At 59.8% G+C, this 26258-nt stretch carries 15 protein-coding genes and 5 pseudogenes; 9 read left to right on the top strand and 11 right to left on the bottom strand.

Annotated features, from left to right (window positions below):
- Nucleotides 1-223: 223 nt before the first annotated feature.
- Nucleotides 224-448: pseudogene (locus tag H5V43_RS22155) on the bottom strand (replication initiator protein A); the annotation flags it as partial.
- A gap of 715 nt (nucleotides 449-1163) precedes the next feature.
- Between H5V43_RS22155 and H5V43_RS22150 the strand changes: the two are divergent.
- On the top strand, nucleotides 1164-1517 hold the full coding sequence (locus H5V43_RS22150) for an IS5 family transposase (RefSeq protein WP_130030115.1): 354 nt from the start codon (nucleotides 1164-1166) through the stop codon (nucleotides 1515-1517).
- 201 nt (nucleotides 1518-1718) lie between these two features.
- Here the strand turns inward: H5V43_RS22150 and H5V43_RS22145 are convergent, their stop codons facing one another.
- Entirely contained in the window at nucleotides 1719-2744 is a 1026-nt protein-coding gene (locus H5V43_RS22145) for an IS110 family RNA-guided transposase (protein WP_025552281.1), read from the bottom strand.
- Nucleotides 2745-2819: 75 nt separating this feature from the next.
- On the opposite strand from H5V43_RS22145, the pseudogene H5V43_RS22140 reads away from it, so the two are divergent.
- A pseudogene (locus H5V43_RS22140) lies at nucleotides 2820-3245 on the top strand (IS5 family transposase); the annotation flags it as partial.
- A 17-nt stretch (nucleotides 3246-3262) separates the two neighbouring features.
- Nucleotides 3263-3343, top strand: a pseudogene (locus H5V43_RS22135) (transposase); the annotation flags it as partial.
- Nucleotides 3344-3360: 17 nt separating this feature from the next.
- Here the strand turns inward: H5V43_RS22135 and H5V43_RS22130 are convergent.
- The 4 genes and pseudogenes from H5V43_RS22130 to H5V43_RS22115 all read right to left on the bottom strand — a co-directional run.
- Nucleotides 3361-3867, bottom strand: a pseudogene (locus H5V43_RS22130) (site-specific integrase); the annotation flags it as partial.
- 68 nt (nucleotides 3868-3935) lie between these two features.
- Entirely contained in the window at nucleotides 3936-4796 is an 861-nt protein-coding gene (istB, locus tag H5V43_RS22125) for an IS21-like element helper ATPase IstB (RefSeq protein ID WP_013041154.1), read from the bottom strand.
- A complete protein-coding gene (gene istA / locus H5V43_RS22120) occupies nucleotides 4793-6055 on the bottom strand; it encodes an IS21 family transposase (RefSeq protein ID WP_013041153.1) in 1263 nt (420 codons plus the stop codon). Before istA ends, istB begins: the two co-directional genes overlap by 4 nt.
- A 143-nt stretch (nucleotides 6056-6198) precedes the next feature.
- Nucleotides 6199-6873 (bottom strand): annotated as a pseudogene (locus tag H5V43_RS22115) (tyrosine-type recombinase/integrase); the annotation flags it as partial.
- A gap of 342 nt (nucleotides 6874-7215) precedes the next feature.
- Between H5V43_RS22115 and H5V43_RS22110 the strand changes: the two are divergent.
- On the top strand, nucleotides 7216-8220 hold the full coding sequence (locus H5V43_RS22110; protein ID WP_052816765.1) for a hypothetical protein: 1005 nt from the start codon (nucleotides 7216-7218) through the stop codon (nucleotides 8218-8220).
- 2694 nt (nucleotides 8221-10914) lie between these two features.
- On the opposite strand, the gene H5V43_RS22105 is transcribed toward H5V43_RS22110, so the two are convergent.
- The 3 genes from H5V43_RS22105 to H5V43_RS22095 form a co-directional block, all read right to left on the bottom strand.
- Nucleotides 10915-12159, bottom strand: a complete 1245-nt coding sequence (locus tag H5V43_RS22105; protein ID WP_274599464.1) for a replication initiator protein A — start codon at nucleotides 12157-12159, stop codon at nucleotides 10915-10917.
- A gap of 206 nt (nucleotides 12160-12365) precedes the next feature.
- Complete coding sequence (locus tag H5V43_RS22100; RefSeq protein ID WP_025551018.1) at nucleotides 12366-13400, bottom strand: ParB/RepB/Spo0J family partition protein; 1035 nt, start codon at nucleotides 13398-13400, stop codon at nucleotides 12366-12368.
- A complete protein-coding gene (locus H5V43_RS22095) occupies nucleotides 13397-14599 on the bottom strand; it encodes an AAA family ATPase (RefSeq protein WP_025551020.1) in 1203 nt (400 codons plus the stop codon). Before H5V43_RS22095 ends, H5V43_RS22100 begins: the two co-directional genes overlap by 4 nt.
- A 767-nt stretch (nucleotides 14600-15366) precedes the next feature.
- On the opposite strand from H5V43_RS22095, the gene H5V43_RS22085 reads away from it, so the two are divergent.
- Both H5V43_RS22085 and H5V43_RS22080 read left to right on the top strand, forming a co-directional pair.
- Complete coding sequence (locus H5V43_RS22085; protein WP_025551024.1) at nucleotides 15367-16230, top strand: DUF7146 domain-containing protein; 864 nt, start codon at nucleotides 15367-15369, stop codon at nucleotides 16228-16230.
- 80 nt (nucleotides 16231-16310) lie between these two features.
- Nucleotides 16311-20537, top strand: a complete 4227-nt coding sequence (locus H5V43_RS22080) for a strawberry notch-like NTP hydrolase domain-containing protein (protein WP_025551025.1) — start codon at nucleotides 16311-16313, stop codon at nucleotides 20535-20537.
- A gap of 76 nt (nucleotides 20538-20613) precedes the next feature.
- Here H5V43_RS22080 and H5V43_RS22075 read toward each other — a convergent pair whose 3' ends face one another.
- Entirely contained in the window at nucleotides 20614-21129 is a 516-nt protein-coding gene (locus H5V43_RS22075) for an NUDIX domain-containing protein (protein ID WP_150293329.1), read from the bottom strand.
- A 149-nt stretch (nucleotides 21130-21278) separates the two neighbouring features.
- Here H5V43_RS22075 and H5V43_RS22070 point away from each other — a divergent pair, with 149 nt between their 5' ends.
- Nucleotides 21279-21755 (top strand): hypothetical protein, encoded by a 477-nt coding sequence (locus tag H5V43_RS22070; protein ID WP_025551028.1) that lies wholly within the window; start codon nucleotides 21279-21281, stop codon nucleotides 21753-21755.
- Here H5V43_RS22070 and H5V43_RS22065 read toward each other — a convergent pair whose 3' ends face one another.
- A complete protein-coding gene (locus H5V43_RS22065) occupies nucleotides 21756-22985 on the bottom strand; it encodes a hypothetical protein (RefSeq protein ID WP_128830850.1) in 1230 nt (409 codons plus the stop codon).
- A 163-nt stretch (nucleotides 22986-23148) separates the two neighbouring features.
- Here H5V43_RS22065 and H5V43_RS22060 point away from each other — a divergent pair, with 163 nt between their 5' ends.
- Together H5V43_RS22060 and H5V43_RS22055 are read left to right on the top strand one after the other, a co-directional pair.
- Nucleotides 23149-25218 (top strand): ParB/RepB/Spo0J family partition protein, encoded by a 2070-nt coding sequence (locus H5V43_RS22060; RefSeq protein ID WP_150293333.1) that lies wholly within the window; start codon nucleotides 23149-23151, stop codon nucleotides 25216-25218.
- Nucleotides 25219-25303: 85 nt separating this feature from the next.
- Nucleotides 25304-26251 carry an ArdC family protein gene (locus H5V43_RS22055; protein WP_150293335.1) on the top strand — a complete coding sequence of 316 codons (948 nt, stop codon included), beginning with the start codon at nucleotides 25304-25306 and terminating at the stop codon, nucleotides 26249-26251.
- Nucleotides 26252-26258: the final 7 nt, after the last annotated feature.

Raw genomic sequence — 26258 nt, 5'->3', positions numbered from 1 at the left:
GCAGTCTGATGGTGAAGATAGGTAAAGGATAGCCGCATTCCCGCTGGGATAGTATTCCGGGAAAGGTGACGACTTATCCATTTTTCCAATCGCTCCACGATCGTCACGAGCATTCGCGCCTCATCGTCGCTGATATGTCGCAGGATGTATTTGCGAACAGCGTCCGCATGGATCGGTCGTGCCCTATCCACCCGCTCCTTCCCTTCCGACGACGATTGCACCGTAACTCCGCGCCGGCGTCCAGCTTCGCCAGCAAAAGGCTCGCGATATAACGCAGAACCTCCTTGTCGTAGATCGAAACCGTGTCGGTCTTGTAGGCGAGCGGCTTGGTCCCCTTGCCCTTGCTCAAGAAGGGGAACGCCATCAACGAACGCTCGCCACGAACCCCAGTCAGCAACGGGCTGTCGAGGGCGAACAGGTCGCCTTGGGTCAAGGCAGGCTCGCTCACGCGGCCCCCGATCGGGGCTCATGCGGTTCAGTCGCCGAAGGCACGAAGATGGGGCGGATCGCGGCCCGCTCTATAAGGGAAAGCGCCGATCGGAGGCGGGGGCGTTCGTGCTTTCGGCGACCCTACGCCGCCAGCTCTCCGGCATGTCTCGCAAACGATCGTTCTGTGGACGCTCTGAAGGGCGACTGCTTCACCCCTTCCATATCCGTTCTCACACTATGTTTCTTTACTCCTCGCTGTCCATAGGCGCAGATGAACTTTTTTGGACGGGAATCGGCATGACAAAGAGCAAGAAACAACCCAGCATATACGATCAACCTCGGTCGCGGTGCCTGATGATCTCTCCGCCCATACGTCTCCGGTAGGCTGGGAGCATATTGCATTCTCCGGCGATTTCCTATGGAAGCGAGCCGCCGCTTCCGCTGGCAGCAAGGCCCTCAATCTGCCGAAAGATAGCCGCGCCGCGTAAGCGTTCGCCGATTGTTCGCCCTTAGCTTATTTAGCGTACTTTCCACACTATGCCCTCAGGGAACGAAGATTTCCTGCGTACGATCGCAGAGAGCGTATGCAGATCATCATAGAGGCCGATGTCGACGGCATCGTCTGCGCTGGCCGGCATGAGCGTTCCGGGGACCTGCCGACCTAAGGTTTGTGGGGATTTAGGATTCCCATTTTGCTGGAGTTGTGATTCACACTCCGGACGGAACGCTTTGTCCTGACGGAAGCGCAATGGGCGCAGATAAAACCACACTGCCTAGGGAAGATCAGCGATCCCGGACGCAGTGGCAGGAACAACCGGCTATTCATGGAGGCGGTGCTGTGGATTGTCCGAACGGCCAGTCCATGGCGCGACCTGCCGGCGATGTTCGGCAACTGGAGCACGGCGTTCCGGCGGTTTCGTGATTGGCGAGAAACCGATGTTTTCAAGCGGATTTTCGATGCCCTGTCGGACGAACCGGACATGGAATACGCAATGATTGACGCTACCATCGTCAAGGTTCACCGGCACGGCCAGGGCGCAAACGTATGGCCCGCCCCGTCGGCAAGAGGGTTACGATCGATGGTCTGATCAGTCTGCGAAAACGTATCCGGCCTTTGGGCACCGACCCTCGGCCAAGATGGAGATCCGCGCGTCCTGGTCCTCATAAAGGAGCCGGCATCGAGTGCCATTTTGCGCCATAGGGTTCCGGGACACCGGTTGACTGTCAGGCCATCTATCGCTCGCCCCCCGCAGACATCTGGGACCAGCATTTATCGCCGATCGATCTTCTTAGGCCGACAGTGCCGGCATGTGGTAGGTACGCTCGTGGCGCAGCAGAGCCCAAACGATCCGAGCGAGTTTGGCGGCAAGCGCGACCACAGCGGTATTGGGATGCGCGCGGGCGAGCAGGCCGCGCAACCAGGCGCCGAGCCGGGTATCAGTCTTGCGCAGCGTCGGCATGGCTGATCTGGCGCCCTGGATCAGGAGCTTACGCAGGTAGCGGCTGCCGCGCTTGGTGATGCCGAGAAGCTTGGGCTTGCCGCCCGTCGTCGCCTGGCGTGGCACGAGGCCGAGCCAGGCGGCGAGATCACGACCACGCGCGAATGTGCCGGCATCGCCGACCGCGGCCACCAGCGCGGTTGCGTTGAGTGCGCCGATCCCGGGAATGGTCAGCAGTCGGCGCGCCTGCCCGTCCTGTTCCGCGGCTTGGGCAAACTCGCGGTCGAAGGTGGCGATCCTCTCATCCAGCGATCGCCAACGGTCACGCATATCGCCGACCAGCATCGCCATGCGCGTGCTCAGCCTCGGCTCCAGGCCGTCCAGCAGGTCGACCAGCGCTGCCGCCAGTCGAGCGCGTCCCTGGGGGACAACATGACCGCGCTCGAGCAACAGGCTTCGGATCTGGTTCATCAGCGAGGTGCGTTCGGCGACGAGCCGGTCACGCACGCGGTGCAACGTCTGCATGTCGAGTTGCTCCTCACTCTTGAGCGTTACAAACCGCATCGTCGGCCGTGTTGCCGCCTCCGCAATCGCCTCTGCATCGCGGTCGTCGTTCTTCTGCGCCTTCACGTAGGGCCGGACATATTCCGGCGACATCAGTCGGACCTCGTGTCCCTGGCCTGCCAGGATGCGCCCCATATGATGCGCCCCACAACAGGCCTCCATGGCGACCACGCAGGTCGGCAACTTGCCGGCGAACGCGATCACCGTCTCGCGCCGCATCCGGCGGCGAAGCACTACCTTGCCAGCCTCATCCAGCCCGACCAGGCTGCAGCTGTTCTTCCCCAAATCCACACCGAGCATCGCAATACGCATCATCCGTCCCTCCAAGTCAGCCAGATCGCAGCGTACTGCACCTAGCTTCGGTAAGGGGCGGGCCATCCATAACGGGGGACTCAGAGCCAGGCCATTGGTCGTTCCAAAGGGGGCATGACGACCAAGATCCTGGCCCTTACCGATGCGCTGGGCAATCTTGTCCGCTTCCGCCTGATGCCCGGCCATCGCTTCGACACGGTTGGCGTTGCTCCACTCATCAAAGGTGTCGAGTTCGGCGCACTGCTGGCTGACAAGGCTTTCGCCAGCAACGTTATCGTCGCCGATCTCAACAAGCGGGGCGCAAAAGTCGTCATCTCACAGCACCCGCGACGCGCCAAACCCATTCCGCTCGACGCAGAAATGTACAAATGGCGCCACCTCATCGAGAACTTCTTCTGCAAGCTCAAGGAATTCAAACGCTTCGCCATGCGCGCCTGCAAAACAGACCGCAGCTTCGAGGCCATGATCTACCTCGCCGCAGCCATCATCAATTCCCGATGAATTCCCACAAACCTTAGCGCAATGGCTATCGCGACCGCAGCCTCGACACCCGGCTCGGCAGGCTCAATCTGAAGATCCCAAAGCTGCGGACCGGCGCCTGCGATCTCCATGCGGATCACTCCAACTTACTTGACAGGCGACCCACTGCCCCCGCCTCAGCGGCGAGATTGCGATTGTAGCTCAACGGCATCCGCGGACTTTTCCAGCGGAGCGCATCCATGATCCCCGCCAGATCCTCCCCAACCACGAAGAGATCCTGGTTGAGCCCCACCCGCGTCGAATGCGCGCTCACGCCCTTGAGCAACTGCGCCAGATCATCGGCGGTGAGGTCGCTCAGCGCGCCCTTGTCGAAGGCACGCCGGATCATTGCCCGCCAGATCGGCCCGATCGAACCCGGGTGCAACGCCCCCTCTCCCACATCATATTCGGTGCGCGCCGGCACCGCCGACTTCGGCAACGTCTTGCGCAGATCCCAGCTTTCGCGGCCAGAAATCGTCTCGATCCGCCGCCCCTTGACCGCGGCCCGCGCCTTGTAGCGGCGCACCTGCACCCGGCGAAACAACACTCCTTCCTCTATGCCGGCGGCCTCCATCCAGGCTGCGACCGCCCGAACTGTCAACGGGCACCGAAGATTCCGCAAAAGTGGGCATCTAAAATTCCCTAGTTTGGCGGGACGGTCTGTGCCGGTGATCAGCCGTGATGGAGATCTGGCTTTTCCTTTGCTGGTGGTCGGCCGCGCCGTTTCGGCAAGGGCGGTGGGTTGATGGATGGAGTTGCGCGCGCATGCTCAGGCAGCAGGTCGGCGTGCTGTCGCATACGATAGCTCGAGCCCTCGATCTGGATGACAACGGCATGGTGAAGGAGGCGGTCCAACAAGGCCGTCGCCACCACAGGATCGCCAAAGACATCCCCCCATTCCGCAAAGCCGCGGTTGGATGTGAGGATCATGGCGCCCTTTTCGTATCGGGCGTTGACGAGCTGGAAGAACAGGTTGCCGCCGCCCGGCGTGACAGGGAGATATCCGATCTCATCGACGACGAGCAGGGAGGAGCGGCACAGGAAGCGGATCCTTTCGCGCAACGTTCCTTCGCGTTCAGCCTTGGCCAGCGCAGCGATCAGATCGGCAAGCGGGATGAAGTAGACGCTTTTGCCTGCCTTCACGGCTTCGACTGCGAGGGCGGTCGCGATGTGGCTTTTCCCGGTGCCCGGCGGCCCCAGCAGATGCACGACCTCGGCCCGGTTGATGAAGTCGAGGCCGGCCAGCGCCAGGATCCGGTTGCGGTCGAGCGATGGCTGGAAGGAGAAGTCATATCCGTCCAGCGTCTTGATGATCGGCAGCCTGGCCATGCGCAGGGCCGCCTTGATCCTGCGGTTCTCCCGCAGCGACAGTTCTTCGTTCAGCAATATGTCGATCGCCTCAACGCCATCGATCTTGCCCTGCTCGATCCCGCGCAGGGTGGCGTCGAGCATTTCCAGGGCGCGCGGCATTTTAAGATGGACCAGACTGCGGCGGATATTATCAACGCGAGACGCAGCACCCCCATGGCTCATGGCCGTTCTCCTCGGGCCAGTTGGCTGCCGATCGCCTGATAGATCGCCAGGGAGCGCACAGCGACATGCTCGCCGATACGGCCAATGGTGATTGCATCCTTTGCGTGGTGACGACGCTTGGCCCCGCTGCCTCCGGTTCGATGCACAGGATCGATCCTGTACTGTCGGCGCCCCTCCAGGACAGGATGCTCGGCAATGACCTGGCCCAGGTCGATGATCCGGATCTTGTCGGGCAACTGCTGGATTTCGACGACGCGGCGGGTGCGATCGGGAACGCTGTAATAGTTGCCGCCGACGGAGACCATGCCGTCGTGGCTGACGCGGCGCTCCAGCTTCAGCACGGCATCGAAGCGCTCTGCTGGGAGCAGTTGCAGCTCAGGCTGCTCGGCGGCAAAGGCTTCGAGAATGATCCGCTGCGTCGTGCCATGGACACGGACGTTGGCGACGGTATCGAGCCAGTCTATCAGCTGGACATTGAGATCTTCCAGATTGCGGAAGCTTCGGCCCAGGAAGAAGTCCTTGCGGATATAGCTGAACGGCCGCTCGACCTTTCCCTTGGTCTTGGCCCGATAGGGGCGGCAGGCGCGGGGTACGAAGCGGTAATGCCGCGCCAGGGCCAGCAATGATCGATTGTAGATGATATGGCCCTGATCATCCTCCCCCGTCACGGCGGTTTTCATGCGATCGTAGAGGATCTCGATCGGAACACCGCCGATCGTTTCAAAAGCCTGCATATGGCAGCGCAACAGGGTTTGGAGATCCTGGTGCATGACATAGCGTGCAAACAGGAAGCGCGAATGCCCCAGCACCAGGCTGAACAGCCAGACGATCCGGCTGACGCCAGGCTCATCGGTAAAATCAACGACGAACCGGGCGAAGTCGATCTGCGCCTGCACGCCTGGCGGCGTCTCGAACCGCACCTCGAAGGGCTTGGGGCCGTTTTCCGGCCGGATCGCGGCCAGGAACCGCTTCACGGCAGTATAGGCGCCCATATAACCCAGCTCACGGATTTCCCGCGTCAGGCGCGCCGCTGTCAGATCGGGAAAGGCCGCCACCCGCTCGCGCAGAAATTCCAGATAGGGCGCCAGCTTGTTCGGCCGTCCCAATGCGCGTGGGCCATAGACCGGAGCTTCGACGCCCCGTTCGATATATTTGCGGATGGTCTTGGGATCGCGGCCAGTGCGTCGGGCGATGGCTGATATGGATACGCCCTGCCGATGTAGCTCGAGGATCATCATCAATTCTCCAAGTCGGATCATCGGCCCCGTCTCCGCGTCTGCAAAGGAGATGAGGACGATGTCGGCTCATCTCATTCTGCCGGGGCTAGCCCCGGCAGAATGAGATGAAGGGGCCACCAACTAGGGAATTTTCAAAGCCCACTTTTGCGGAGAATTGCAGGACCGATGACACGAACCGACCGCGGCGACAGAAAGGCCGTAGCTCCCTCACCTTTCTGGTCGCTTTTGCTTCGCGGAATCGCCAGCAAGCGCGCTTCAGGATCAAGCGCACCCTGAATTTGCCCGACCTCAATCGCCACCAGCTCCGAGGCCCGCAGCCCGCTGTCATAGGCGACCGACAACAGCGCTCGGTCCCGCAACCCCGGCAAGTCATCCGAGCAAGCCTCCAGGAGTGCCTTGACGTTGATCCCACGGGGTTTATCGTGCTCGACGTCCTTCACCGGCCCCTTGAACCGCAGCGGCCGCGCCTGGGCTTGCGTGCTGCCCTTCTCCCGGCGGATCGCGCGCAGCCGCAGCTTGACCAGCTCGGCCTGCGTGGGGTCCTTCAGGTCGAGCAGCTGGTGGATCTTAGCGATCGATGCCTTGTAGCGGCCGAGAGAAGCAGGCTTGGCCCCCTGCTCTGATCGTGCATCGAGGTAGCCGGCGACGATCTCCGGCGTTGCTGGTAACGCGATCCGCTTCGTGCGTCGGCACCACAGGTCGAAGGCCTCAAGATCGGATTTCAGCGCGCGGATCGAATGCGGCGAGCTGGCGGCCTGGTAAGCGGCGATCAGTTCCGCATTGACGACGATGTGGGTCTCCGTCCGCATCTGTGTTGCTGTCCAGGCAAGCTCGGGCATGGTCGCCGGTGGCAAGGTCGCCGTCACCGCGGCAGCGGCGTTGAAATCGCCGTTTTCAAGGCTTTTTTGCCCGGCTGATGCACTGGCTTCCATGCCGCCGCTGTACTCCACCATACAATGAGGCGTCAAATCCGCTTATATGATAACTGCAATTATCACGGGTCCAATGTTTCAGATGCCACAGCAGGCTTTCTAAAAGCATCTTTCAGTTTAATTCTTGATGCGCTAGCCTAGAGAAACCGGCTATTTTTCTAATCCGACCGGATGGGATAAATCACGCAGATTTTGGGGATATTTCGGCGCAGAATGACAGCTACAACCCCTCGCCTTCTCGACCCAGCCTTGCTCCTTGCCTATGCCGACGCGCAAACCGCGCTCGCACGGGTGGAAGAACGCCTCCGGCTCAGTCCCGTCCGCCTGCCCTGGAAGGCGCGCATGGCTCTGGCCGAGCGCCAAGCCCTTGCCGGGATCGACGCATATGAACTCCCCGAGGACGCGGTCACGATCGACGGCCGAGGACGAGCCATCACCAGTGCATATGACTTGACCCATTGGAAGCACGCCATCGGCATGCCGATCACCCTGGATGCACTCATGACCGATCCCTCCGCCCTGCTGGCGTGGCTTGGAGCCGAAACCGGTCTTTCTGACCAGCCTGCCCCAGGCCGCCGCGAGCCGTGGGAAATGCACCCGGCGATCGAGGCCTGGAGCAAGGCCTGCCAAGCCCTCCCCCCCTCCCCTCCCCTGCTCCATGCCGGCCGGATCGCCGGGCTCTGGCGGCAGCTTGCGCCCCTTGCCCGCGGTGACCTTGTGGCCAGCTTGCTCATCGGCGACCGTTGGGGTCCGGGGCGCTGGAACGGATCGCAAGGTGGGCTGACAGCCCTCGGCCTCCAACGCGCTGGTGGTCCCTGGAAGATCGCTTCGGGCCTCGACCTCGACCACCTCTGGCTCGGAGCCATCGTCGCCGGGGCAAACGCCCATCTCGACCTGGAGGTGCAACTGCGGAGCTATGCGCAGCGGGCCGCTCTCCATCTTGCTGACCGCCGACGGCTCGGACGACTCAAGGACGTGATCCAGTTCGCGATGGCCCGTCCCTCCATCACTAGCAGCCAGGTCGCCAAGCGGTTTGGGCTGACTTCCGCCGGGGCGATCAAGCTGCTGGCAACCGCCGAGGCCGGGGGTCTACTTCTCGAGCGGACCGGTCAGGCGAGCTTTCGCAGCTACACGATTCCGGTCAGCGGGGTAGCCCCCTCCCCCGCCCGATCTCGGCCGCCGGTCATCGACCTCTTTGAGCCCACAATTTGGGATGGAGAGGGTGAAAATCACGTCCACTCAGAGCCTCTGTGAGAGCCAAAACGAGAGCGCCCTTTACCATTTGACCTGAACGATTTCGATGCGCCCTACGACCCTCTGAGGGCATTTTAGGGATATTTCATGTTTTGTTCGCATTTCGCGCGTCTGAATTGCATGAAACTGGGCAGGGATGAGTGCTTGGCAGCCCGGTTCAACTGCGGTTTCGAGAACTTGGGATGATATTCGAGCATTGCATCGTGAGCAGCTTTGAAGAGGCCGTCAAATTGATGATGTCTCTCGACGAACCTGTTGGGACTGGTGCAGCTTCATAGGTGTGTCCCACCTAGTTTCGGCTAGACCGACTAGCATCGCATAGGAATGAATTTCGTCCCCCTCCCCACTTAGCGGGAATGTTCAGCATGCTGTTGCACATCCTCCGACCGCCGATGCTGACTTGCTTCACGCGGTCAGCCCCTGCAGCACGGAGCGGCGCGTTGATCAACTCAGCAGTGATAACCTGCTTGGCAAATGCAAAGACGTCATGCAGGGGCGGTATATTGCAATCGTCCAAATCGACTACGCGGTTCCCCAGGCGCGTTCATTGCGTACGCTTTTGGACCACTGATCGGGCCAAATGGGTAACATCCCTGCCGAGCCTCAACCATCGAGAGCGGCGATGTGAGGGGAAGCGCGAGAGGCTTGATGAAAGTAATCTCTACAAAAAACTCAAACTCAGATCTCAGCGCCGCAGGCGCCACGGTTATGAGATTATGTAGAAGTTAGAGAGTTAAGAGATGACAGACCTGATGCGAATCGTGCTGACTCCACGATTCGCAGAATTTTGGGTCGGCGCGATGGCACGATAGATCATCTGTGATGGCACGTCCTAAGCGGCGCGATAGCACGATTGGGATTCCATGATAGCACGATTGCCCTAACTCGGAGCCCCGGCACCCTGGCTTTGATAGCACGATGAAGTCCACCCGTATTCCGGCCGCTATCGTGTCTAAACGCTGACTTTGAATCCATTTTTTCGTGGTTTCGGCAGTTCCCACCATTGCTAAATGTGGGTCGGGAACGACTCTGACGTGCTATCGGGCACAAATTATTCGCCGATCCAAAAATGGTTTGTCCCCGCTCATCGTGCTATCAGGCACCCCTTCCGTTTTACTCGTCAACATCATTTCTTGCGCGTGCTGCTCCCTTTGTCCGGTACGGACAGATCGCATCCGGAGGGTTCCTTCGGCGCCGGTATCGCGAGACGGATACAGCCTCTCCTCTCCGGCTGTCGGATCGCGGGTCTCTGCGATTACTGGTTGGGTTCTGAATGAGGGCATCAGTCTAATGAGAAACATTCGGTCCGTGAGGTGAATGTGCTGGAGGCTTACGGAGCATCGATTACCATCAATGGCAGTGTATTCGATGGGCGGCGCAGTGACGCTCGCATTCAGACGCTGTCATACCTGGGCATGTGCCAGCGCACGTGATGAAGCGAAAGATATGCGTAATGGCCTACTCGTAGGTCTGCCCTCCCCGAGCGCGCATCCATCAGGTTCATTTTTGAGACAAATATGCATAGTTGGTGATTGAGCGGCCACTCGCTCTACCGGTTTCAAAATGGTCGATCTCACCGAGAGTTCTGTGCTTTAGGGCAGGGCGCTCTCAAGTCAGGATGCGGGGGCACTGATTATGCAGCATCGTTCTGTTGGAGCCCCCTGCCCTTTCCGAGAAACTTCGGCAAGAATAACGATCGAGGAGAGAGGCGCTGTCCACAGTCGACGTGGAACCCACAGCGCCCAGTGAAATCCTCGCGACTAGTTGAGCGCACTCGCCTTGAGGCGGGGATCATCCAGTGCGGTCTTGCCGGCATGTGTGCAGAAGTTCATTGGGCTACCGCTACCAGCACGAGGGAGAGGCTCGCCAGCTTAGTGCGCAGGCTGGCGTGAAGAGCATCGCACCGCGTCACAAGAGAACGGATGCGCTTAGCTGACTTGCTGGTTCAAGTCTTCGCGAGCTCCTGTGCATGAAATGGCCCAGCATCAAACCCTCAAATTTCGAATGAGCGATTTTGGAGAGAAGCATTCTGTATGGGGGCAACAGCCCATATCAATTAACGCAAACCTTGAAGCGGATCATCCACTGGGCGGCATAGATGGCTTTTGGAGGATCGTGTTGCCGAAGGCAACATTTCAGATAATTTATTGATAAAAAACGATAATATTGAATTTTGCGCTTTATCGTTCGATTGGGTCATAAATTTGTCAGCTGAGGTGGCAGATCCTCGGGTATCCGCGATACGCGACTGGACAGAAGTCACTATTTATCTGGCATATCCACGGATATTGCGCACCGATTTCCAAATGGCCTTTCTCGGAAGCGTCATTGAAACCTCGTTCGTTATTCAAAGCCAGTAAGGGGCAATAACCGAGGGAGGGGAGGGGCATTCAGATTATTCTCTCCGTCGAACTGACTTCGTCCAAATCTCCAATGGAATCGCACACTCCCCCTCGTGCTATCAGGCACCGCCTTGAGAGCGGGGTAAGGGGTACTTTCTCAGAGGACATTGCCGACAGTTGGGCGTGGAGCGCTAGGGTAAAGTTGGGGTAATGGCGCTATCCGCGATAGCACGATAAACCTTGAGCCGAGATCTAACCACGGTTGCCGACAGGCGTCTTTAAACGGAGAGGGGGAGGGACAATGTCGGTCCGACAGACCGTACCTCTGTCACCTGCTAGCCTTCTAAGTCGGTTAGCTACCGGGCAAGGTGTGCTTGTTCCGCTGGTGATGGCTTTTCATAAAAAAGTAGAAGCGCTTGGAATAATTCGCCGGAATTTCGGTAAGGTTGTTTGCAATATAATTGTCAAACCTTGCCATCAGGACGTCGAGGTCCCAGCCTGGGAAATCCCGGCGAATTGCGCTGTAGGTTTCCTGATCGATTACATCTTGTGCTCGGGTTCCGCGGCGCCGGGTCGCCGGTTTCTCAGATGAACGAGGGGTAGGGGAGGGCGAAAGAGTTTTTGCCCCTTGTGAAGACACGCGAAAGCCATTTGCCGTACTGGCAACCAAGGCTGCCATGTCGGCGGGGGAAACGAGATCCTCGGGATCCATCACCGTTTCTGCAAGGCGTTTACCGGAGCTGCGCAGTTGTGTGGCCGGCACAACCTCTCGTTTTAGTTCAGCCGAGGAAGGGGCTGGCAGAACTTGCTGAGGCTTTGCGCTCCCCTGCCAGTCTTTGCGCATCACCATCCAAAGCTTTGGATTGGCCGACTTCTCCTCCAGCACTTCGATATGCAGTTCGGGCAGGGCATCTGCACGCGCAATGGCCAGCAGCGACGCCTTGAACTTGGCTGACGTTTGTTCGCTACCACTCTTCTGAAGAAGTGTGTCGAAACCGATAGTAAAGCCTTCCGAACCATTACCCCCGGCATGCTTGCGCGCAGCTCGATACAGCCAGCGCTCGATCCCGCCCTTGAGATCGAAATAAGCCGGATCAACCGACAAGACCGATTTTTGGTCAAGGACGCCGTCGAAGAACCATTTTGCAAGTGTTACTTCGATGCATAGGACTTTATTGCGTCGCTCGTCGATCAGCTGGGTCCAACTATCGATCCACGAGAAGGTCACTTCCCTGGATTTGCCCTTCGCGCAAATGTTCGTCTTGATTGTCGTGGCCTGCAGCCGATCGAGCGCGTCGCGCAACCGCTCATAGGCTCTCCCGGATGTATCACGGCGGATCAGCTTCATGATATCCGCAGGATGGACGCGGATCGTGGGAGACAAGTGGTTCGAGCGCTGTCGCTGCTCGTTCAGATAGGATGCGAAGAAGATCATGATGTCCGCGTCCCATATAGTCGCCATCCCGTAGTGCGGGTTGGCGGAAACATGGACGCTCACCTGGCCATTAGGACTCAGATATTGGATCGGCTTCACGCGCTTCTTCGCTAGCGAGAAGAACGGGCGTTGCATAGTCTCCTGATAGTCGCGCAAAGACATGTCCCCGAAGTCCGGCAAGGGCGTGAACATCTCAAAACTGAGCTGTACCTGCCGGCCAAGACTAGGGGGGGATTCCACCATTTCCTAAATCGCTCGAACGCTAAAAGCCGCAGGATGTTGCTGACGGCAACATCCGTGCGAACATAATGATTTTAAACGGCAAATTGGCCATTTTGAGCTTTTGATAATTTGGCGCTGAGCTTGCCTCACGCCTTACCCTTTACCCAAATTCTGGAGCGCTCAATGGCAGCCCTTAAACTCTCCATGAGCTCGTCGATCGAACTCTCCGAAGGAACAATCTTTATCATCAACTCGCTGGCGCGATCGCGTTCAACCACTCCGAATTCACGGCCTGATTGCGTAAGCAGGCTCTGCTTTTGCCTCCGTGCCCGGGCCTGCTTATTGTTAGCCGCAGATAGCAACCGCGTTACCACTTCATTGGCCGGAATAATGGGTTCGTCGAAACTCTGCTTGAGGCTCTGGTCTTCTGCGATCGAGCGGGCAGCATCTTCCATCCGCTGACGCTTTTCATGGTCATCAATCAAGGGCAGGAGTGGCTTGGCGAAATGGAGAGTCAGATCGCGTGGTGAGCCAAAGGCCGAGACAATCGTCTGCGGCATTTCGGCAAGAGCTATATAACGTGAAAGCGTACCGGGACTCAGCTTCAGTCGCTCGGCCATGCGACGCTGCACCCCTTCATAATGGGATTTAAGGGCTTCGCGATAATTTGTCGCCCGTTCGTAGTCGGAGATATCTTCCCGTTCCCGGTTTTCGATATCCGCGACGCGAAACGCGGCCTCGTCGGTGAGGTCTTCAATCGAGGCGTATAGGCTGATCTCGGGATGGTTATTGGCATTGAGCCAAGCTACCGCCCAATGCCGCCGCGTCCCGGTGATTAGTTCATAGCGCTTTTCGCCGTTCGGCGTCGGACGGACGATGACCGGAATGCGGTTCCCATTTTCAGCGACGAGCGAGTCAATCAACGTACGTACTCGATCTTCGCTCAGGGCTGAATAGTCCCGTGCGTTGCCCGGCCAGATAGACACTTCATCAGGCTTAAGCGAAATCGCTGGCTTTTTGAGCATCTTGGCGGCTTCTTCGAAGTTATCGAGCCGCCGCGTCGCGAAATTCATTGATTTGCGGGCGCGGGACGGGGCTGGCCCTTCAGCAGTGGACGTGCTCTCGCCTTGCTCCGCAGCAGCATTGGCAATGACTTCGTCGAATAACGCGCGCTTGCTCATGCGGCCTCACCATCCAGCATATTTTGATCGCCAAAACCCGTCAGACTCGTGGAGGGCCATTGTTGCCGGATCACATGAAGGATCTCCGAAAAAACCAGATCGAGGTTGTCTCGGCAACGGGTAAAGGTTTTGTGCGAGGAAATCGGCTTGTCGGACTCATAGACCGACCGGAACTCCTGTACCGAATTCTTGATTTCTTCAGACGCGAGAATGGGATTGGTCAGCATGTTCGTGCCGCACATCTGCTGCAAAATACGTAGCATACCGGCCTCCCCTTCGGCGGATCGCGAGTAATTAGAGGCAACAACTCGGATAAAGTCGTAATTCACTCCCATGTTATATTCATTCAGAGCTTCCAGCGTGTCGGCAATGTTGGTCATGAAGTGAATTGTCGATAGAAAATCGAGCTGCCGGGCCGGAACCGGGACAACGAGACCGCTCGCAGCGGCCATAACGTTCATCCCGAGAAATCCCATTGCTGGAGGTGGATCGAGTAGGATCACATCAAATTCGCGGCGAACTTGGCTGATACCGGCCCTGAGCAAACCGAACCGGCGCATGATCTCTTCGCGCCCTTCCGCGCCTGCGACCATGTGCCACTCGATTTCTCCTAGGCCTAGGCTCGATGGAACGATCTTGGTCGTTGGCCAAGCCGTATCGCGGATGGTACGGCGAAATTCGCTGAGTGGCGCGGAAGGAGCCAGGAAATGCGCAAGCGTCTCGTCGCTGTCCCAGAGTTCTTCCTGATCCACGTCGAACAAGGAACTAGTCGAGGCTTGAGGATCGCAATCTACGACGAGTACCCTTAGCCCCTGAAGCGCAAGATAATCGGCCAGATGCTTGGTGATCGTGCTTTTCCCGACGCCACCCTTGAAGTTCTGAACGGCAAGTACGACCGCAGGCTCTTGTGCCTGCTTTCCCGGAATGATCCCGAGAGCCTGACGGATGAGCGTGAGATCCTCTAGCGTGTAATAGCGCCGACCGTTGGCGCCAATCTTGGGGGCAGGCAGGCGACCCTTCGCCTCTGCCTTAGCCAACGCCTCGGGAGTGCGACCGATTAAATCCGCTGCGCGTCCTGGACCAAAGGTCAATTCGAGATTTTTCCGGGCCCGCGGTCGAAAAGCGACCTTCTTCAACTGGGCACTAAGGGCCTCACCGTTTTCGACCATGGCTTTCAGGTTGGAAACGGTATCAATCATAAAAGAGCCCCAGCCGAATCATTCGCGAAGTACGGTTGCCAATAAAATATGAAGCAGCGCTATGGTTGTCAATAAATTGCCGGTTCAGCAAATTTTTTCCGAACTAGGTTGCGACAGCAGCTTCGAAAATGCTCCTTTGCCACGAACCACCCGGATCTGCAGCCACCTCTTCCTCGTACCAAGAACGTGTGAAAGGCAATGAACTGGACTGAGTTCCCGCCTCAATGTGCACACGGCGCGAAAGGACGGGGACAAATCCCCGCATACTCGTCCCTTGGTCCGCTACAATGCCAAGGTGAGGATGCTTTGCGCGAGTTTGGACCAAGCAACACAGCAGCCCTGTCACGCAGCGATACGCTGCGGCTCACTTTCGCGAAGAATCCAATTCGCATCTGAAAATCGTTTGACCGATGGCACTTTTCTCCGACCTGATTTCACATCTCCGGCTCCGCGCCGAATGGTCGATTAGTTATGCGCAGCGCCTCAAGCGCCAGGAATACCCGGTCGCGGCGGTAGCCCATCCGCGCCCCGAGGATATCGGTGTCGAGCAACCGTTCGATCGCCGCGTTCGCCGACGGAAAATAAACGCCAAGTAGCTCATATGTAGGCTTATCGCAGAAAGCATTAATAAGGAGCTCGCAGCGCGCTCTTATTAAGGGTTGTTGGTCATTAGCATCGGACCCAGGCACGCGCGAATGGGAGCTGCCACGGTCGCAGCGAGGCCGGACGAGAGAAGAGGGGGAGGGGCATGGGCAGGAGAAATGCTTATGTCCCTCATTGCGCACAAACCGTCCCAGGAACTCGTCGATCTTGTCCAGGCCCTTGGAGGCAAGTGGCACGGTCCTGTTGCCACGTGCCGCTGCCCGGCCCATGCTGACAATGATCCGAGCCTATCCCTTCGCCAGGGCGATCGAGGCATATTGGTCACCTGCTTCGCCGGCTGCACCCGTGAGGACGTCCTTCGAGAATTGACCCGAGTGCGCATCACCCAGCACGGAACACCACCTGAAACAACAAACAGAGCAGGCGCCGGCAACGCCGTTCGCATCTGGAACGAGGCGGTGGACGTTCGCAACACGCTCGCCCAACACCATCTTGCGCGACGTCACTTCACGACGATTCCGCCGGACGTCCGCTTTCATCCGCGCTGTCCCTATCTGCCAAAGCCTCACACCCAGTTCCTGCCCGCTTTGCTGGTCGCAGTTCGCGAACGACGGCAGTTGACGGCGATCCAGCGGATATTCCTCGACCCAGCTAAGGCTGACTATACGCACAAGGCGATGCTGGGCACGCCGAGGCATGGCGCCTGGCAGGGCGGATATCCCCGACGGATACTCGGGATTGCCGAAGGCTTCGAAGATGCCCGCGCCTTCACTTTGCTGCGCAACATTCCATGCTGGGCATCCCTTGGCGCGCGCCGGTTCGATCAGCTGATCATCCCCGATCATGTCGAGATCCTGATGCTCGCGCACGACAACGACGCTGAGGGACTCCGCGCCGCTAACCGGGCCGCTGAACGCTATGCGCGGCCGGGTCTTGCCATCCACCATGCTCCGCCGTCCGCAAATTTCGGCGATTGGGCCGATCTCCTCGCCGCCAGCATGGAGCAGGGGTCGAACCCCGCTGGCTGATACGGTCCGGGGCAGGAGAGGGGAGGGGGATCGGGAGAAGGAGCCGCTGCCAGGAGGGCAGCCAACCTTCGGAGATCTTCATGACCGACCTGTTCGAGGCGACTGCTCGCGCCGACCGCGACGCCGCTGACCTGCTCTGCCGCCACCTTGAACGCGATGAACTGATAACACGTCGCCACCTCAACGATGTCATGATGCAGGCCTTCGGTGGCAGCGATGCCGACGGCCGCTGGACCCAGCGTGACAGCTTCGAAATGCTGGAACATGCGCTGGCTCTGCATCTGGTGCGGCAGCCGACCCCGCCGTCATCGCTGAGCGACGTGGCATCAGCCATCGCGCTCGCTGATCGCTTGCCCACCCAGACAGTGCGCAGCGAGGAACAGATTGCCTGGCAGCAATTCTCCACCCCCGTCGATATTGCTGCGCTCGCTGTGGTACTCGCAAATGTACAGCCTGACGACATCATCCTGGAACCCAGCGCGGGCAATGGCCTGCTGATCGCCCAATGCGGTCCACATGAAGCACTGCACCTCAACGAACTGGATCCGGCCCGCCGCGCGCGGCTCGCCTCCGCATTCCCTCGTGCCAGCATCACCGGCCATGACGGGGCGACACTCAATTCCACCCTCGCGTCAATCGAGCTGCCGACCCTTGTACTCATGAATCCGCCCTTCTCCCGGTCGATCGGGCGCGGGGCGGACGACTATGCCGCTGTCCGCCATCTGCAGGCGGCCCTTCGCTTGCTCCGCCCCGGCGGCAGGCTGGTAGCGATCATGCCTGACTGGTTCGGTCCCGGCGGTCGGATGCGCGACCAGTTCGAAACCACCCTGCGCGACACCAGCGTGCGAACGTCGCTGCGTCTCGAAAAATGCTACACCAAGCATGGCACGTCGATCGCCGTCAGGCTGCTTGTGATCGACAAGGTGGCGGGCGGCACTCTTCCATCCACGATCCAGCGCGCCTCCGTTGCGGAATTCCTCGATTGCTGTGTGGTCACGCCGCGCGCCGAGCTTCGCGCAATCTCCGCGCCCGCGCCCAAACGCAGTTCGGGCATCTCCCTTTTCCGCGCCGTTAAAAGCAGCAAGCCTGCGCCACGATCCTGGCACGCGCCTGTGAAGAATGATGTCCTGCCGGTCGACTACACGCCGCTCGATATTCCGGCGCCGCTGCTGGAGCAAACCGGCATCTATCTTCCCTATCGGCCAAGCCGCATCGCGTTCGCGTCCGCCGGCGAGCATCCCACCGCTCTGGTGGAATCGATCGCCATGGGGTCGATCCCGGCGCCGATCCCAAGCTACGTCCCGCAATTGCCCGAACGGACGGTGACGGAACGGCTCCTCTCAGCCTCCCAGCTCGAAACCGTCGTCTATGCTGGCCACGCCTGGTCGCAATTCCTGCCGGGACACTCGATGCCCGACAAGGAGGGAGTCGGCCTTGTCAGCGCCGAAGACGGCGACCGTTATCGCAAGGGCTTCTTCTTAGGCGACGGCACCGGGGCAGGGAAGGGGAGGCAGGTGGCCGCCTGCATCCTCGATAATTGGCTCGCCGGCCGTCGCCGCAACATCTGGGTCACCAAGAATGAGCCACTGCTCGAAGACGCCCGGCGAGACTGGACCGCGCTGGGCGGCGTCGCAGCCGATATCCAGCCGATCAACAACTGGAAGATCGACGAGCCCATCACGCTCCAGGACGGGGTGCTGTTCGTCACCTATCCGACCCTGCGCTCGATGCGATCCGATCATAGCCGCTTGCGGCAGATCATTGAGTGGGCAGGGGCCGATTTCGAAGGCGTGATAGCCTTCGACGAAGCCCACGAGATGGGTGGCGTGGCAGGCGGGGAGGGGGCTCTTGGCGCCAAGGCCGGATCGCAGCAGGGAATATGCGGCGTCCGGCTCCAGAACCATCTGCCGCTCGCGCGCGTCCTTTATGCGTCGGCCACCGGTGCCTCCGAGGTCAACAATCTCGCCTATGCGGTGCGTCTGGGCTTGTGGGGACCGGAGACTTCCTTTGCCGATCGGGAACGGTTCATCACCGATATCCGTCAGGGCGGGATTGCGGCCATGGAGTTGGTAGCGCGCGATCTCAAGGCCATGGGCCTCTACCTCTGCCGGGCGCTGAGCTTCACCGGCGTCGAATATGATGTGCTCAAGCACAGTCTGACCCCGGCGCAGGTCGAGATTTACGACACTTATAGCTCGGCGTGGAGCGTGATTCATCGAAACGTAGAGGCGGCGCTCGAACTGACGGGCGTCGTCGACGGTATCGAGAACATGACCCTCAATAGCGGCGCCAAGGCCGCGGCACGATCGCGCCTGCACAGCACGGTGCAACGCTTTTTCGGTCAAGTGCTTCTCTCGATGAAATTGCCGACGGTGATCGCTGCGGTCGATCACCATTTGCGCCAGGGTCAATCGGTGGTACTCCAGCTTGTCACCACGGCGGAGTCCATTCTCGACCGCAGGCTTGGGGCGCTCAGCCCCGACGAACGGGCGGAATTGAACCTGGACTTGTCTCCGGTCGATTTCATGGTCGATTATCTCGAACGCGCCTTTCCGACGCGGCAGATGCGGGTCTTCACCGACGATACCGGTACGCCGCGATCGGAGCCAATGACCGATGATCATGGTAATCCTGTCTATAATCCGCAGGCTGAAGCGGCACGCGCCGGGCTCATCGAACATATCTGCGCACTTCCGCCGATCGCGTCCGCGCTCGATGGCCTGCTGGAGCATTTCGGCCATGATCATGTCGCCGAGGTTACGGGGCGGACTAAAAGGCTGGTCTCGATAGGCGGCGGCGCGCAGAAGCTGGAAAGCCGGTCCACACGCTCGTCCCAGGCGGACGCTGCGGCATTCATGGCTGGGGCCAAGCGCATCCTGGTCTTTTCCGACGCCGGCGGCACCGGCCGTTCCTATCACGCGTCGCTCGACGTGGTGAACCAGGAGCAGCGCGTTCATTTCCTGCTCGAGCCGGGGTGGCGCGCCGACCGGGCAATTCAGGGCCTCGGCCGAACCCACCGGACGCACCAGGCAAGCTCCCCGCTGTTCCGGCCGGTCACGACCGACTGCAAGGGTGAACTGCGCTTCACTAGCACGATCGCCCGACGGCTCGATAGTTTGGGCGCGCTCACGCGCGGCCAGCGTCAGACCGGTGGCCAGAATCTCTTCGATCCCGCCGACAATCTTGAGAGCGAATATGCCTGCGCTGCGCTTACGAGCTGGTTCCACCTGCTGGTGACCGGCAAACTCCAGAGCGTCAGCTTTACCGAGTTCGAGGAGCTGACCGGTCTCGAACTGACCTACAAGGACGGCATATTGAGGGACGACCTGCCGCCGATCCAGCGCTGGCTCAATCGCCTGCTGGCGCTCCCCATCAATCTCCAGAACAGGATATTCGACGAGTTCCTGACGCTGGTGGAAACCCGTGTCACCGCGGCGCGCGAAGCGGGGCGGCTCGATGTCGGCGTTGAAACCATGCTGGTCGATGATGCGACCATCCTTGAAGATACGGTGCTGCGCACCGATCCGCTGAGCGGCGCGACGTCGCATCTGCTCACCATAGAGGTGGCCCGGCGCCGAACGCCGGTGTCGCTGGAGCGCATCCTGCGGATCGCCGACGCGGACGACACCTCGGAATTTCTCATCAACGGCAAGTCCGGCAAGGTGGCGCTGCAGATGCAGGCTCGATCCCTCATGGAAGAGAAGGACGGTACGCCCATTCCCCGCGTAGAGCTGATGCGGCCCACCCGGCGCGAATATCAGCGCGTCGCGGACATGTTCGAAACCGCCTGGAAACCCATCTTGCGCGAGGAATTTGCCGAGCGCTGGGCGGCCGAGGCCGACGAAGCTGCGCAGACGCTGGAACGCGAGACCATCCGCATTGCGACGGGCCTGCTATTACCCATCTGGTCCGCGCTGCCGAGCGATCATCTGATCGTCAACCGCATTGCCACGGCCGACGGTCGGTCCTGGCTCGGCCGCATGGTCTATGATGAGCATGTCGCCCACCTCTACACCAAGCTTGGCGTGGATCGTGCCGACAATCTCCCTGTCGACCAAATTGCGAAATCTGTTCTGTCGGGTCGCAGCGTCGAACTTGTCCGTCCCTTCGCGATGACCGTCAAGCGGGCGATCGTGAACGGCAAGTCACGAATCGAATTGGTGGGAGTGCCGGCGGCCCAACTGTCCTGGCTCAAATCCTTGGGGGCGTTCACTGAAATCATCGCTTTCCGAACGCGTGCCTTCCTGCCGGTTTCAGAAGCCGAAGCGATCATTGGCAAAATTCTGAACAAATCGTCATTGGATTGAGTTATCATCAAATTTATTGACGTTCTGCAATTCGACGGAAATCGTAGCTTCTGCAGTGGAAATCTGCGAAATCAAGCTACGCTTTCCGTTGAACATAGATTGCGGCGGCTTCTATGAAATATGTCGACCATTTGCTTAGGTTAGAAGGAAGATTATTCACATCAAATGTCGCAACAGATTCAATTTCGAAATTGGGCCTGAACGTGAATTCTGCGTCGTTGACCCGGATCAAATCGATAGACGCCGGCGCGCCAGACAACGGTCGATCCAATGATACCAGAATGTCCACATCGGTCCATCGAGTCAGGCCGATTTCCTCACGCAACTCCCGCAGCGCAGCAGCGGTCGGCTCTTCATCGGCGCGCCGCCCGCCACCAGGGAGACTCCAGCCGGGCGAATAGGTCTGCCGCACAAGCACGAGCTGACCGTCTGGGGTAAAGGCCATGACCATCACCCCGTAGATGGTTCTCCCCCTGAACCGCCAATAGGCGCGTCGTATCCGATCGGCGGCTTTCATGGCAGGCCGGATGAGAATGAGGAGACGCATCTGCTGTCCATAGCATGGACGCAAATCCAATCGATAGCGCTTCACGGTCCTGACATCAAACTGACCTATTATTGTGCTGAATTTGGTCCGGCTTAGGAGCGTTACCTCGTTTGAGCCGCATTGACGACTCAGTGTGACTATGAAAATTTACGCTACGGAAAGGCGGGATAACACCGCCGCCAGGAGAGGATGCCATGCCAGATTTCGCGCTTAGCAGTGCGTCTCATATTTCGTCTGTGCCCGCCGTTCTCCTATCGGACGTGGGAGACTTTGACGACTGCTTCGAGCCGCATGGAAGGGGCGAGATGCTCCCGTTCCTCATGCAGATCGAGAGGAATAAATCCGCCCTGCTATCAGCGGGTGAGTTCGTCCAGAAGCAAAGCGTGGCAACCGTTCTGGGCGCGACCGCGCAAGCCCGCGGCGCTCCATCCTTCGCTCGCCAGGCGTCCGAGCATTCCCTTCGTTTCATGGAGGCTGTGGCGACCGATTTGGTGTCTGCGGTTACCCGGAAGGATATCAACGACGAATGGGCTGATCCAATCGCCGATCATGCGAACGCGAACAGTCCCGTCGTCAATGCGATCGAACAAACGAGTGACCTGATGTTGGCCGTCGGCCGTTCGTTTTTCTCGGTTTGGGCTACCATGCTCGGAACATCCGCACGCCCCTGATTATTGGCTGATTTCCCACGGCGGACTGTCGCGGACCGCAGCCAGGGCCAATTGCTGTGCGTCACTCGAAAGCTCCGGTTCTCGCCTCAGCCGATTGGCCAATTGCACGATGCTGCGCTGAAACGCCTTGTCTCCACTGATGCGCGACGTGACCCCCAGGTTGCGCAATTCGGCAAGATCCAGCGCCAGCAGGGCAACCCCTTCCGCGATGTCAGCCAACCCGACATTGCGGATTTCCGCGAGAGCATCGTGCTGTCCCCGGCCGTAGAGACTGATCTCGACCAGCCCATCAGCCGAAAGTCGGCCGATGGGCTGGCCCTCAAACCGGACTTCGCCTGCGGCACAGATGAGGCCGGGGCTCACACTCCACGACAGCTTGTCCCGAATACCGGCCAGCCAGCTCGACAATATCGTAAATTTGCGCAAAAATGCCTTTTGGAAGGGCGCACTGCGATTGTGCCCCAGCTCGAACGCTGCGGGAATCCGTTCAAGCTGATCGGCGAGCGACGGGCCGTTGAAAAAGGCATCGGCGCTGAAATGCCGCAATTCCAGATAGCCGTTGAGCGTCTTGGCGAAATTGGCGGCATAGCCCTTGTCATAACCCGCGCGTTGTTTGAGTAGATTGTCGAGGGCGCTACCTGCCAACAACCTGCCATCCGGATCATGGGCCAGGTGTCGTAGCAACCCTGTTCCCACGGCATGGCGCTGTAATCCTGTATAGGGCGTAAAGAGCCGATCATTGCGTGCTAGCAGCAGCAGTTCGTCCACACCGGTTATGAACCGGCTGGGGTCAAGCCGATGCCTGTCGCCGGCATCGATATTGATGTGCCAACCGCAATCGTTGGTGCTTTCGTCCCCGGTGAAATTATAGACCCCGTCGATCACATCGATGGCTTCGATGATTTCCCCCCGGACGACATCGGCTTCCTCGAACGGAAGAGGCGGAGTGAGCAGTTCGACCCCGGCAACGCGGTCGTCGGGCCAATTTAGCGGATCGAGCCCATATTCCGCGACCACATAGAAGCCCGGTTTGCTCGGCGGCCGGATCGGCGCCGACCATAGCCGGCCGGTTTCCACCCGCAGTTTTGACGCGAGAGACCTACAGAAAGCGGGCGACGCCTTGTCCATCGGGCCAAACGCGCTCAGCCCCTTCGCAAATGACGGCTCATCCAGGTCACCCAATATGACCTCGATTTCGAAACCTGCGCGCCAATGCTCATTTGCTGTCATGGCACACACCGTAGGGCAACCGTGTGACGGATAGAAGGGCCGTTCTCCGCGCTTTTCGTCGAGCGTTCACGAGCATCCGCGGGCGTCCAGCGCCCAAATGAAAGGGAAGGGGGAGCGGGTGCTGGTGTCCGGGCTGGTCCGGATGCCAGTAGGAGTCATCCCCGTGAATCAATCCATCAAGCTCTCCAAACTCCGCCTTTCCCCGATCAATGTACGTACCCGGCCCGATGATCAGCTCAAGATCCCGGAAATGGCAGCCACCATCCAAGGGCACGGGCTGCTCAAGAACATCCTTGTCAGGGCCGTGAGCAAGCCGCGCGGCACCTTCGAAGTCCTGGATGGTGGTCGTCGCTATCGCGCGCTCATGTTGCTGGTGGAACGGGGCGTCATCGATGCCGCAACCTATGAAGTGCCCTCCAAGGTTCTGGAAGGCGACGAGGCGATGCTCAGTGAAGTCTCGACGATCGTCAACAACTCGCACCTTGATCTCACGCCTGCCGAGGAATGCCGGGCGTTTCAACATTTCATCGGTCTGCACGGCGACATCGACGGCGTCGCCAAGCGTTTCGGCGTCACTCGCCGTTTCGTTGAAGGGCGCCTGCGCCTTGCCGCGCTCGCCGAGCCGATCTTCGATGCGCTCAGCAATGGCGATATCACCCTCGACCTCGCCAAGGCGTTCGCCTCGACCGAGAACCAGCAAAAGCAGCTGCTCGTCTGGAACAGCTACGACACGACCCATGCGTCCGCTGATACCATCAGGCGGGCGATCGCCAATGAATCCATGAAGGCAAGCGATCCCGTCGCGATCCTGGTGGGACAGGAGCGCTATATCGCGGCCGGCGGCAAGGTCGACCCGGATCTGTTCAGCGAAGATGGCGACCGCTGGATCGATCCCGAGGTCGCCCATCGGCTCGCCGGCGATATCATGGAGGCGGAAGCCAAGCGGGTCGGCGAGGAACTGGGCATCGCCTGGATACGTCCGATCGCGACCGCTTATACCCATAGCGCGGCACAGGGCCTCTATCGTGCTATCCTTCCCCAGCCGGACCTGACGCAAGAGCAGCAGCAACACCTGGACCACATCCTCGAACGCCGCTCCGCGATCAACGAACAGATGGAAGACGAGACTCTGGAAGAGGAGGCGTGGCGCCTGCTCAAGGCGGAAGACGACCGCCTCTTCGCTGACCTTAGGGAGATCGAAAACCGCGCGCCCGTGCTGCCCGACAGCTATAAACCCCTGGTCGGTGCATTTCTGACCCTCCAGCCCAACGGCCAGATGAAGCTCGACAGCTGCTATTATAGTGAGCAACCGATCCGTACCGAGGCCGAGGAGGATGGCGAGGGCGGCGGCGACAGTGCCACGATCCGCCGTCCGACGGTTGGATTGCCATCGGCCCCTGAACGGCCCCGCGCGCCGGAAGCGGTGGCCCCTGACGGCAAGGCGCTCAGCGCCCGACTGGCCGACGAGCTGGCGGTCCAGCGGCGCGACGTCCTTGGCGCAGCCCTCCTGGGCGATCCAGCCCTCGCGCTCGATTATGCGATCTTCTGCATGGCGCAAAGTCGCACCCAGGACGATCAGTCGGCGGGTTCGACCATCGTGGCGGCGGCACCGCAGGACCCTGCCACTGCCGGCGTCCCCGGCTCGCGTGCCCGTGACTATCTGGTGGAGGCGATGGACGGGCTCGATGCCGGGTGGGCGGGGCATCCATGTGTCGTCGACCGGTTCGAAGCATTCCGCGCGCTGAGCGATGACAGCAAGGTGGCATGGCTCGCCTATCTGACGGCCGTATCGCTGGTCGCCAGGACCGGCCAGAACCCGCTCCACAACCGGCTCGCCACCATTCTCGACGTCAATTGCGCCCTGTGGTGGCGCCCGACCGCCGAGAATTACTTCGACCGGATCTCCAAGGGCTCGACCCTGGCGCTCCTCAATGACGTCGGCGGCCCAGCGATCATGGCACGCCATGCGACGCTCAAGAAGGGGGAGTTGTCGGGAAGCTGCGAGAAGCTGTTTGCAGGGGCGTCCATTGTCGAACCGGAAGTGAAGGAGGCGGCCCTCGCCTGGGTGCCCGACGCCATGCGCTTCCTCGATAAACCCAGCGGCAGCGCCGAACCGATTGTGCCTTCCGAGGCCGAGTTGTCCGAGGCCGCAGAGCCGATCGCGCAAGCCGACGATACCGGCTGTGAAGACGAGGAATCCGAGGAAATCGACGAGGCCGCGCAAGCCGCCTGATCGACCCCTCCCATCACTGCATGACCCGTCGGAACCGGCAATACAGTTCCGGCGGGTCAACCCTCCCTACGCAAGGTGAACAGCCATGGCGCCCAGGAAGACAAGCCGTGAGGTCGCGGCGGATATCACCGCGCTCTTTATCCGCAAGCTGGAAGAGGGGGTGGCACCCTGGAAACGGCCCTGGACCGTCGGCGGTGCAGGTGGCCGGCCGCTGCGCCATTGCGCTACTCCCTACACAGGCATCAACACCCTCTATTTATGGGCGATCGCCGACGCCTGCGGCTATCGTTCCCGCTTCTGGATGACAAGCAGGCAGGCCGAGGCACTGGGCGGCAACGTCCGACTGGGCGAATGGGGCTCGCTCTGCGTCTATTATTCAGCCGCGACGAAGCGGGAAAGCGACCCCGCAACGGGCGAGGAGCGCGATCGCAAGTTCCGCTTTCTGCGCCACTATGTCGTTTATAATTGCGATCAGATCGATGGCCTCCCCGCTTTCTATTATCCGCCCCTCATCCCGGACACGCCCATCGACCCGTCGGCGCGGCAGGCGGAGATCGACCGCTTCTTCAAAGCCATTCCGGCCGATGTGCGTCACGGCGGGAATGAAGCCTATTATAATCCCTCGCGCGACTTCATCCAGTTACCGCATCCGCGCTCGTTCAAATCCATGGACTATTATGCCAGTATTCGTGCCCATGAGAGCCTGCACTGGTCAGGTTCGGCATCACGCCTTGGCAGAGTTTTCGGAAAGAGGTTCGGCGACAAGGCCTATAGTTTCGAAGAACTCGTTGCCGAAATAGGTTCCGGTCTGATTTGCGCTGACCTTGGACTGCCCACTGAACTTCACGACAATCACGCAAGCTATGTTAGTCACTGGATCGGCATATTGAAAGCGGATTCGACCGCCATCATTCACGCCGCTTCGAAAGCCGAGCAGGCATTCACCTATTTGCGCCAGTTCAGCGAAAGCTCGAACGACGCAGGACCGCCAATGGCTCCTGCCGCGCAAGACGCGCCCGCGCCTGTGGCCTGACCTGGAG

This window comes from Sphingobium fuliginis (genome assembly GCF_015074805.1).
Lineage (GTDB): Bacteria > Pseudomonadota > Alphaproteobacteria > Sphingomonadales > Sphingomonadaceae > Sphingobium > Sphingobium fuliginis.
Note: the sequence above shows the minus strand (reverse complement) of the source record. Positions and strands in the feature narration are given on the sequence as shown.

Coding starts and splice junctions, on each gene's coding strand:
- H5V43_RS22080 (WP_025551025.1), top strand. CDS start 16,311: ATGACCGACCTGTTCGAGGCGACTGCTCGCGCCGACCGCGACGCCGCT.
- istB (WP_013041154.1), bottom strand. CDS start 4,796: ATGAGCCATGGGGGTGCTGCGTCTCGCGTTGATAATATCCGCCGCAGT.
- H5V43_RS22145 (WP_025552281.1), bottom strand. CDS start 2,744: ATGCGTATTGCGATGCTCGGTGTGGATTTGGGGAAGAACAGCTGCAGC.
- H5V43_RS22095 (WP_025551020.1), bottom strand. CDS start 14,599: ATGATTGATACCGTTTCCAACCTGAAAGCCATGGTCGAAAACGGTGAG.
- H5V43_RS22100 (WP_025551018.1), bottom strand. CDS start 13,400: ATGAGCAAGCGCGCGTTATTCGACGAAGTCATTGCCAATGCTGCTGCG.
- H5V43_RS22085 (WP_025551024.1), top strand. CDS start 15,367: ATGTCCCTCATTGCGCACAAACCGTCCCAGGAACTCGTCGATCTTGTC.
- H5V43_RS22070 (WP_025551028.1), top strand. CDS start 21,279: ATGCCAGATTTCGCGCTTAGCAGTGCGTCTCATATTTCGTCTGTGCCC.
- H5V43_RS22055 (WP_150293335.1), top strand. CDS start 25,304: ATGGCGCCCAGGAAGACAAGCCGTGAGGTCGCGGCGGATATCACCGCG.
- istA (WP_013041153.1), bottom strand. CDS start 6,055: ATGATCCGACTTGGAGAATTGATGATGATCCTCGAGCTACATCGGCAG.
- H5V43_RS22065 (WP_128830850.1), bottom strand. CDS start 22,985: ATGACAGCAAATGAGCATTGGCGCGCAGGTTTCGAAATCGAGGTCATA.
- H5V43_RS22105 (WP_274599464.1), bottom strand. CDS start 12,159: ATGTCTTTGCGCGACTATCAGGAGACTATGCAACGCCCGTTCTTCTCG.